Source organism: Sulfuricaulis sp. (assembly GCF_049587675.1).
GTDB lineage: Bacteria > Pseudomonadota > Gammaproteobacteria > Acidiferrobacterales > Sulfurifustaceae > Sulfuricaulis.
Map to the genome: position 1 here is coordinate 1 of NZ_JBAVEJ010000068.1, position 4229 is coordinate 4229.

Annotated in this window: 4 protein-coding genes and 1 pseudogene; all 5 read left to right on the forward strand. The window is 64.0% G+C overall.

Annotated elements, in window-relative coordinates; translation table 11 throughout:
• Window positions 1–219: pseudogene (locus tag WB402_RS03495) on the forward strand (hypothetical protein); the annotation flags it as partial.
• 88 nt (window positions 220–307) lie between these two features.
• On the forward strand, window positions 308–1789 hold the full coding sequence (gene istA, locus WB402_RS03500; protein WP_424205530.1) for an IS21 family transposase: 1482 nt from the start codon (window positions 308–310) through the stop codon (window positions 1787–1789).
• A complete protein-coding gene (gene istB, locus WB402_RS03505) occupies window positions 1782–2579 on the forward strand; it encodes an IS21-like element helper ATPase IstB (RefSeq protein WP_424205531.1) in 798 nt (265 codons plus the stop codon). Before istA ends, istB begins: the two co-directional genes overlap by 8 nt.
• Before the next feature lie 401 nt (window positions 2580–2980).
• Complete coding sequence (locus WB402_RS03510) at window positions 2981–3793, forward strand: hypothetical protein (RefSeq protein WP_424205532.1); 813 nt, start codon at window positions 2981–2983, stop codon at window positions 3791–3793.
• Between the two features lie 136 nt (window positions 3794–3929).
• Window positions 3930–4229 (forward strand): ATP-binding protein (locus WB402_RS03515; RefSeq protein ID WP_424205533.1); only part of this gene is annotated, 300 nt, incomplete at its 3' end.

Below are 4229 nucleotides of genomic sequence, written 5' to 3' on the forward strand. Positions count from 1 at the left end.
CTGCGTGCCTTGGACTTGTCGCAAGTGACACGGGTAGTATTCTGTGGCGATGGCGCGCCGTGGATTTGGAACGGTGTGCAGGGACTGTGTCAGCGCCTGAAGCTGGACCCTAAGAGAGTCCATCAGGTGCTGGACTATACCCATGCGGTGCAGAATCTTTATGAGATCCTGGACTTGGTTCCTGCCCAGCACAGAACTGGCCTGTCTAGCGACAATTAAAACTGCCGGTGGCGACAATTAGTTTTGCCGATGGCTCGCAACGATAGTTGTCGTTGCGGTTTCATGGTCTCTTTGACAAGGAGGGGCCATGAAGAACGACCGCGAGGTGAGACTGATGCGTCGAGAACGTGCGAAGAGCAGAAATCAGGAGGTCGCGGCGGCGCGCACGGGGATGAGCGTGCGCACGTTGCGCAAGTATGAGCGGGCAGGCAAGCTGCCGAGCCAGGTCAAGCAGCCGCATACGTGGCAAACACGGGCTGACCCGTTCATCCACGATTGGCCCTGGGTTGTCGGTGAGCTGGAGCGCGATCCGGCCCTGCAGGGCAAGACTCTGTTCGAGGTGCTGCAGGAGCAGCATCCTGGGCGCTATGTGCCAGGGCAGTTGCGCACCCTGCAGCGACATATCGCTGCCTGGCGCTGCATGCACGGTCCCGAGCGTGAAGTGATGTTCGAGCAGGTGCACAGCCCGGGCGAGGCGATCCAATCCGACTTCACCCACGCGGCGGACCTCGCGGTGATGCTGGACGGTACGCCGTTTCCGCACCTGCTGTTCCACAGCGTGCTCACCTACTCCAACGTCGAGGCCGTGAGCGTGTGCTTCTCTGAGAGCTTCGAGGCGCTGGCCGAAGGACTGGAAGCGGCGCTCCCAGCCTTCGGCGGAGTGCCGGCGACCCATCGCACCGACAACCTCTCGGCTGCGATCCGAGAGCTCGGCCGGGATGGGCGGCGCGACTTCACGGTGGCCTACCGAGCGCTGCTGGAGCATTACGGCATGATCGGGAGCACCAACCACCCAGGCGTCTCGCATCAGAACGGCGATGTCGAGTCCGCTCACCACCAGTTCAAGCGCGCGCTCGATCAAGCGCTACGGGTGCGCGGCCATCGCGACTTCCGCGACCGCGGTGCCTACGAGCAATTCCTCACCGAGCTGGTGCGCCGGCGCAATGCCACCCGCAGTGAGCGCTTTGCCGTCGAGCGCGAGCATTTGCGCCCGCTGCCGCCATCACCCCTGCTGCCCTGCAAGGAGCTGCTGGTCAAGGTCAACCGCTTCAGCCTGATCCGGGTGCAGGACAATGTCTACTCGGTGCCCTCACGGCTCATCGGCGCACGCCTGCGGGCGCGCCTGCGTGCCGAGACCATCGAGCTCTATCAGGGGGCGAGCCTGGTGCTGCGCCTGCCGCGGATCATCGGGCGCAACCGCCAGCGTATCGACTACCGCCATCTCATCGGCTCCCTGCTACGCAAGCCCGGGGCCTTTATGGCTTACAAGTACCGTGAGGAGATGTTCCCCACGCTCGTGTTCCGCCAGGCATTCGATGCCTTGCAGGCGCAACTGCCCGCCCGCGCTGTGCGCGAATATCTGCATCTGCTGCATCTGGCGGCTCACACCTCAGAGGCTGAGGTGGCCGCGGCCCTGGAACAACTCCTGGCGGCCGGCACGCTGCCGACCTTTGAGGCGTGCCGCGCGCTATTGCCCCGCCCCGTGCAGGCGCTGGATGCGGGACTGTCGGCCCCGGTCATAGACTTGACGGTCTATGACCGACTGATGGGAGGAAGTGCCCATGGCTAACCGGCATGCGGACCTCGCCGAGCTGCTGCACGAATTGCGCCTGCCTACCATGGCCGAGGTCTTTGCCGACTGGGCGCTACGGGCGGCCAAGGACAAGCTCACGCATGAGGCATTCCTCTATCAGCTCGTGCTGGCTGAGCTGGAAGGCCGTACCCAGCGGCGCACGGAGCGCCTGCGCAAGCTCTCGCATCTGCCGGCTGAGAAAACCTTTAGAAGCCTCCATCTCTCACGCTTCGATATGGCCACCCGCACACAGCTCGATCGGCTCAAAAGCGGCACCTTCCTCGATGAGGCGGTCAATATCGTGGCCGTGGGCCGACCCGGCTGCGGCAAGACCCATCTTGCTTGCGCCTTGGGGCATGCGCTGATCGAGCAGGGCCGGGCGGTGCTATTCTGCTCGGCCTATCAGCTCGTACAGGAGCTGCTGGCCGCCAAGCGTGACCTGCGGCTGCCCAAGGCGATGGACAAGCTCATGCGCTTTGACTGCCTGATCTTGGATGACATCGGCTATGTGCAGCAGGACCGTGAGGAGATGGAGGTGCTCTTTACCCTGCTGGCCGAGCGCTACGAGCGCTCCAGCGTGATCATCACCACCAACTTGGTGTTCTCCGAATGGAGTCGCATCTTCAAGGACCCGATGACCACGATGGCCGCGATCGACCGCGTGGTGCATCACTCGGTGATCCTTGACCTCATGCAGGTGGAGAGCTATCGCGCCGAGGCGGCTTCCCAGCGCCGGGCGGGTAGCCCTGAGAGTGATCAGATTCCGCAGCCCCAACCGGCTGCATAAAGGGCGGCAATTTTAATTGTCGTCACCGGAAATTCTAGTTGACGCTGACCAGGGTAGCACCTTACAAGTGTAGGTTTCTGGTGCGAGCGAGAAAATCCGTGACGAGACAGGGAGCTTCGGCAAGGTGGACGGTGTCTCAACTGTCTTTCTTTCCCGAGGAGTTCCATGTCTCGCCACCCCGAGCTTAACCAATGGATTGGCATCGTTTCCAGCCACTTTCCGCGCCTGAGCAAGCCGCTGGCTACTGGCTTGGCCTTGTGGAGCTTCGGCATGATCGTCGCACGTTCCTGCGCCCTCGCCGCCGTCGCCGGGATCTTGGCTCCACTGCTGGGTCAGCAGTTCAACACCGTCCGCGAACGCTTGCGCGACACCTATCGCGAGGCCGATGCCAAAGTGGGACCTTGGCCCGCGCCCAACTCGAGGTCAGCGAGTGCTGGGCACCCTGGCTGGCCTGGGTTCTGGAAGGCTGGTCCGGGCAGCAATTGGCGATTGCCATCGATGCCACCACGTTGGGGCAGCGCTTTGTCGTGCTCGCCATCAGCGTGGTCTATCGCGGCTGTGCCGTGCCGGTCGCTTGGAAAATCCTGCGGGCCACGGAAAAACATCCCTGGCAGCCGGAATGGCTGGCGTTGCTCAAGCACTTTCGCGCCGTCGTCCCGGCTGACTGGACGGTGATCGTGCTGGCCGATCGGGGCTTGTATGCCAAGTGGCTGTTCCAGGCCATCCGCGCCCTGGGCTGGCATCCGCTGCTGCGGGTCAAGAGCCAAGGCACGTTTCGCCCGCAGGGCTGGTATCACTGGGTGCCCTTCACGCAACTGGTTCCCGCGGTGGGCTGGCGCTGGGCCGGCCAAGGCACCGCCTTCCAGGGCAAGCACACGCGGTTGGAGTGCACCCTGTTGGGCTGCTGGGATGCGGGGCACCCGGAGGCGTGGCTGATGCTGACCGAGCCTCGCGCCGCACGCCGCGGATGCCTGTGGGTCACGGATTGCGCGCCTGGATCGAGCAAGGCTTCAAGCGCATCAAGCGCGGTGGCTGGCAATGGCAATATACCCGCATGGAGGATCCGGCGCGGGCGGAGCGGCTGTGGTTGGCTCTTGCCTTGGCGACCTGGTGGCTGTTGTCGGTCGGCGGCGAGGCCGAAGCAGCCCTGCCAGCCGAGACGTTGCCTCCCGTGCCCGGCGCTGCCCGGCGCCAGGGAAAGGGCTGGCGCTTGATCGGCATCTTCCGCCGAGGATGGAATCTGATCATGGCGGCCTTGCTCGCGCATCAACCCCTACCGATGGGACAGGGCGCCCCGGAACCTTGGCCGGTCCTGCCCGCAGGTAGCGAAACACTATGTGTTTCAATGCCATGAATGAAAAACCTACACTTGTAAGGACCGTGCCGGGGGGCCGCCCCTCGCCCTTCAAGTTCCTCGACCCTTACGGCCCTGAGGATGCCGCCCTGTTCTTCGGGCGCGGGTTCGAAGTCGGCGAGCTCTTCGCCCGGCTCCACAGCGGCGCCATCACCGTCGTCTACGGCGAATCGGGCACCGGCAAGACCTCCTTGTTCCAGTGCGGCCTGCGTAACCGGGTGCGGCCGGAAGACATACTGTTTGTGTCGGTTCGCACTGCTCTGGACCCGGACGCTACCCTGCGCCAGGAACTGCTG